Consider the following 4,549-nt stretch of genomic DNA (forward strand, 5'->3'; position numbering starts at 1 on the left):
ATCTCCTTTTCGCGGCCGATGACGGGGTCCAGCTTGCCCTCGCGCGCCTGCGCGGTCAGGTCCACCGCGAGCTGATCCAGCAGGGGCGTTTTGCTCTCGCTCTTCTCTTTGGCCGGCTCGGTGGTGGCACGCGCTTTAGCCTTGCGCTCCATGACGGTCTCCGCCGTCTTCAAGCGCACCTGCTCCAGGTCCAGGCCCATGCCGCGCAGGATGTCAGAGGCGATGCCCTCGCCCTCCCGCAGGATGGCAAGGAGCAGATGCTCCGTGCCCACATAGTCCTGGCCCATCAAGCGCGCCTCTTCGAACGAGTACTCGATCACCCGCTTGGTGCGCGGGGTCAGCTCCGGCTCCCGCAGGGTAATGCGGTCGCCGCGCTTGGCGGCGCGCTCCAGCGCCCGGATGATCCAGTCCGGGTCCAGGCCCAGCTCCCGCAGGATCGCGACAGCGGTGCAGTCCTTCTGACGCACCAGACCCAGCAGGATGTGCTCTGTGCCGATACTGCTATGATTCAGCCGCTTGGCCTCGCTCGCCGCGCGGGCCAGGGCATGTCTTGCACGTCTTGTGAAGCGGTCTAACTTCCCTCCACCTGCCATCTCTGAACTACTCCGGTTTTCTTCCATTATCATTCCCTCATCGTTTAGAAAGCCCGGGCCTCAAGAGCCGGCCATTTGGCTCCCAAGGCAGTCACATATTCTTCGTAGACTGGCGGTCCCGAGGACCATCCTCAGCCCCTTCATAAAACAAAGGGGCAACCCGGAACCTATCCTGGCCGCCCCTGTCAATCACCGGCGCATCACGTTTCCGCTCATTGGCCGTTTCGAGCAGGGGCCGGCTGGCCTGGTTCCATCATCGAGCACTGCACACGCACCAAAACCGATCCTCAACGCCTGCTTCCCGCATGGCCATGCGCCCACTCGATACAGCCCGAACGGCCCCCTGACCCAACTAGGTGTCCTCAGCCTGCTGTTGCTCCTCCTTCAGGCTGTATTCGAGTTCCTGGCGCCAGTCAAAGTCCTCCTCCAGTTCCTCCCGAGCCTGCTTCAGGCTCAACCCAATGCGCCGTTGCTGCGGGTCAATCCGCACGATCTTCACCGGCACCACGTCGCCCTCTTTGACGACTTCCCTGGGATGATTCACCCGCCCGTCAGATAACTCCGAAATGTGAATCAATCCTTCCAGACAATCCGCAATCCGTGCAAACGCACCGAACGGCATCACCTTGGTAATGGTCCCCTGGACGATCTGCCCCACACATAAAGACGCTATAGCCTTCTCCCAGGGTTCCGTTTGCAGTTGTCGGATGCTCAGCCCGATGCGCTGACGCTCGTAATCCACCTCCAAGACGTAGACCTCGACCTCCTGGCCTACTTGCACGACCTCGCTGGGATGATTCACCCGCTCCCAGGACAGCTCCGATAGGTGAATCAGCCCGTCGGCGCCGCCGAGGTCTACAAATGCTCCGAAATCGCAGATGCTGGTCACGACGCCGCGGCGGACCTCACCAACCTGAAGCTGTTCGATGAGCTTCTGCTTGGCGGCCTGCCGGCATTCCCGCAGTGCCGCCTTCTCCGATAATATCAACCGGTTGCGGCTGCGGTCCACCTCGATGACCTTCAGCTTGAGCGTCTTGCCCACCAGGCACCGCCAGCGGTTCTCATCATCGGTGTGTCGGCCTCTCTCGGAACCGCTGGTTTCCCCCGAGACGATCTGGGAGGCCGGCAGAAACCCCCGCAACCGACCGACCGGGACGATCACTCCGCCGCGGTTACAATCCACCACCCGGCCGTCAAAGATGGTCTCGGAGCGCATCAGCTCCTCGGCTTTGCGCCAATCGTAAAAACTGCGGGCCCGCCGGATGGAGAGAACCACATTGCCATCCATATCCTCTGGCTTCACCACGTAGACAGGGATGCGATCCCCGACCCGCAGTTCCGCCAGCTCCTCCGGCGACATTCGCTCCAGCTCCCTGCTGGGCACTACGCCGTCGGCCTTACAGCCGATATCCACCAGGATTTCCGTGGGCGATATCGCGACGATGGTACCCTCGACAATATCGCCGCGTTCAACCTCGACAACCTCGTCGAAACTCCGCAGCCATTCCTCGAGAGGATTGCCGGCCGCCATGGCCCCGGCGCGCGCGTCGCTGTCGCAGGGCGCTGAAGTCCGTTCTGCTTGCATAGCCCGCTCTTCGCTCCTCCTTCCGCCTTCACCTCTATTATACCCTGTTTTTGCGCAAAACGCAACCTTTGTTTTACTCTCCCATACCCATCTGCTGGCGGAACCACAGCACGGTGCGCGCCAGCCCCTCATGAAAGCCTACCTTTGGCTCATAGCCCAGGAGGGCGCGGGCCTTAGAAATGTCCGCGGCCGAGTGGCGGATATCCCCCGGCCGCGGCGGGGCAAAGATCGGCTCCACCTCGGCGCCGGTCAATTCCCGCAGAGTATGGAACAGGTCCAGCACAGTGTTCGGCCGGCCGGTGGCAATATTCAGTACCTGGCCCGGCGCATGCCTGGCGCGGCAGGCGCGCAGATTCGCATCCACCACATTGCTGACGTAGCAGAAATCGCGCGACTGCTGACCGTCGCCGAAAATGGTGGGGGGTTGGCCGCGCAGGAGCGCCGTGATAAACCGCGGAATGACAGCCGCGTACGGGGAATCCGGGTTCTGACGCGGGCCGAAGACATTAAAGTAGCGCAAGATCACGGTGGGCAGGCCGTAAGTATGATAAAACGCCAGGCAGTACATCTCGCCGGCGGCCTTGGAGGCGCCGTACGGCGAGATGGGCGCCGGCAGCATCGTCTCCACCTTTGCCGCCCCCTCCTGCTCCCCATATACCGACGACGAGGAGGCGAAGACGAACCGCTTGACGCCGGCCTCACGCGCCGCCACCAGCAAATGCAGGGTTCCCCGCACGTTCGCCATGTCCGTGTCCAGCGGCCGCTCGATGGAAAGGGGCACGGAGGGCAGGGCCGCCTGGTGCAGGACATAATCCACCCCTTGCACGGCTTCCCGCACCGTGCTCAGATCGGTGATGTCCCCCTTGATAAAGGTAATCTGATCCAGCACATCTTGGATATTGGACAGGTTCCCCGTGGAGAGGTTATCAAGCACACGCACCTGTTTGCCCTGCTCGACCAACGCATGCACGATATGAGAACCAATGAAGCCGGCGCCGCCAGTGACGAGGTAGGTTGCCACGCGAACCCTCCTGTGCACAAATATCCCCATGAAAATACCATCACCCGCCGGCCGTGTCAACTCATCACACCATCCCTCTCGAACTTGACGAGTTGCCTAGCTTGGATGATAATAGGGGCAGTCGTGCCACAGAAAGGAGGTGCAATGGAGCACAAGACGAAGGAAGAACTGCGGACACGATATCCCCTACAGTCTCTGCTGGTACCCTGCACCTATTTTTCACACCCAACCTGGAGGAGGACAAAATGCGCAAAATCGTGATGGTACTTGTGGCACTGGTGATCATCGCCAGCATGGTCATGGCATGTGCACCGCAGGCCACCCCGGCTCCCACCGCCGCTCCCGAAAAGCCCAAGCTCAAAGTGGGCATGGTCACCGACGTCGGCGGCATTGATGACAAGTCCTTCAATGCCACATCCTGGCGCGGCATGGAAATGGCCCGCGATGAGCTGGGCGTGGAGGTAGCCTATCTCGAGTCCCAGCAGCAGACGGATTACGCCGTCAACATCTCCCAGTTCATCGACCAGAAGTACGACATGATCATCACCGTCGGGTTCCTGCTGGGCGAGGACACCAAGACCTTCGCCGAGAAGAACCCGAACGTCAAGTTCGCCATCGTGGACTTCTCCTATGACCCGCCGATCCCCAACGTGCTGGGCCTGACCTTCGCCACGGACGAAGCCGCCTTCCTCGCCGGCTACCTGGCCGCCGGCATGACCCAGACCGGCAAGGTCGGTACCTTCGGCGGCATCAAGATCCCGCCCGTCACCATCTTCATGGTCGGCTTCGAGAACGGCGTCAAATACTACAACCAGAAGCACGGCACCAACGTGCAGGTGCTGGGCTGGGAATCTGCCAAGGACGAGGGCCTGTTCGTCGGCAACTTCGAGTCCACCGATGACGGCCGGCGCGCCGGCGAGGACCTCATCGGCGAGGGCGCGGACATCATCATGCCGGTGGCCGGCCCCGTGGGCCTGGGCACCGCCGCCGCCGTGCGTGAGCACGCCGGCACCATGCTCATCGGCGTCGACACCGACTGGTGCATCAGCGCCGCGGAGTACTGCCCGGTCGTCCTCACCAGCGTTCTGAAGAACATGGATGTGGCTGTGCGCGACGCCATCAAGATGGCCCTGGACGGCACCTTCAAGGGTGGCACCTATGTTGGCACCCTGAAGAACGGCGGCGTGGGCCTCGCCCCGTTCCACGAGTTTGACGGCAAGGTGCCCGATTCCCTGAAGAAGGAGCTGGAACAGCTCAAGCAGGACATCATTGACGGCAAAATCAACACTGGCTGGCAGGATTACCTGGCCTCACTGAAGAAATAGCCGCTTCCGAGGACAAAGGCGGTGC

At 61.7% G+C, this 4,549-nt stretch carries 4 protein-coding genes; 1 reads left to right on the forward strand and 3 read right to left on the reverse strand.

The annotated features are described in order from the left end of the window. The 3 genes from H5T60_11850 to H5T60_11860 form a co-directional block, all read right to left on the reverse strand. The coding region (locus H5T60_11850) for an NDP-hexose 4-ketoreductase (GenBank protein ID MBC7243124.1) at positions 1-593 on the reverse strand (593 nt) is incomplete at its 3' end. Between the two features lie 352 nt (positions 594-945). Continuing rightward, complete coding sequence (locus tag H5T60_11855; protein ID MBC7243125.1) at positions 946-2,178, reverse strand: S1 RNA-binding domain-containing protein; 1,233 nt, start codon at positions 2,176-2,178, stop codon at positions 946-948. Positions 2,179-2,251: 73 nt separating this feature from the next. After that, positions 2,252-3,199, reverse strand: a complete 948-nt coding sequence (locus H5T60_11860) for an SDR family oxidoreductase (GenBank protein MBC7243126.1) — start codon at positions 3,197-3,199, stop codon at positions 2,252-2,254. A 245-nt stretch (positions 3,200-3,444) separates the two neighbouring features. Here H5T60_11860 and H5T60_11865 point away from each other — a divergent pair, with 245 nt between their 5' ends. Then, positions 3,445-4,524 carry a BMP family ABC transporter substrate-binding protein gene (locus H5T60_11865; GenBank protein ID MBC7243127.1) on the forward strand — a complete coding sequence of 360 codons (1,080 nt, stop codon included), beginning with the start codon at positions 3,445-3,447 and terminating at the stop codon, positions 4,522-4,524. Positions 4,525-4,549: the final 25 nt, after the last annotated feature.

The organism is Anaerolineae bacterium (assembly GCA_014360855.1).
Lineage (GTDB): Bacteria > Chloroflexota > Anaerolineae > JACIWP01 > JACIWP01 > JACIWP01.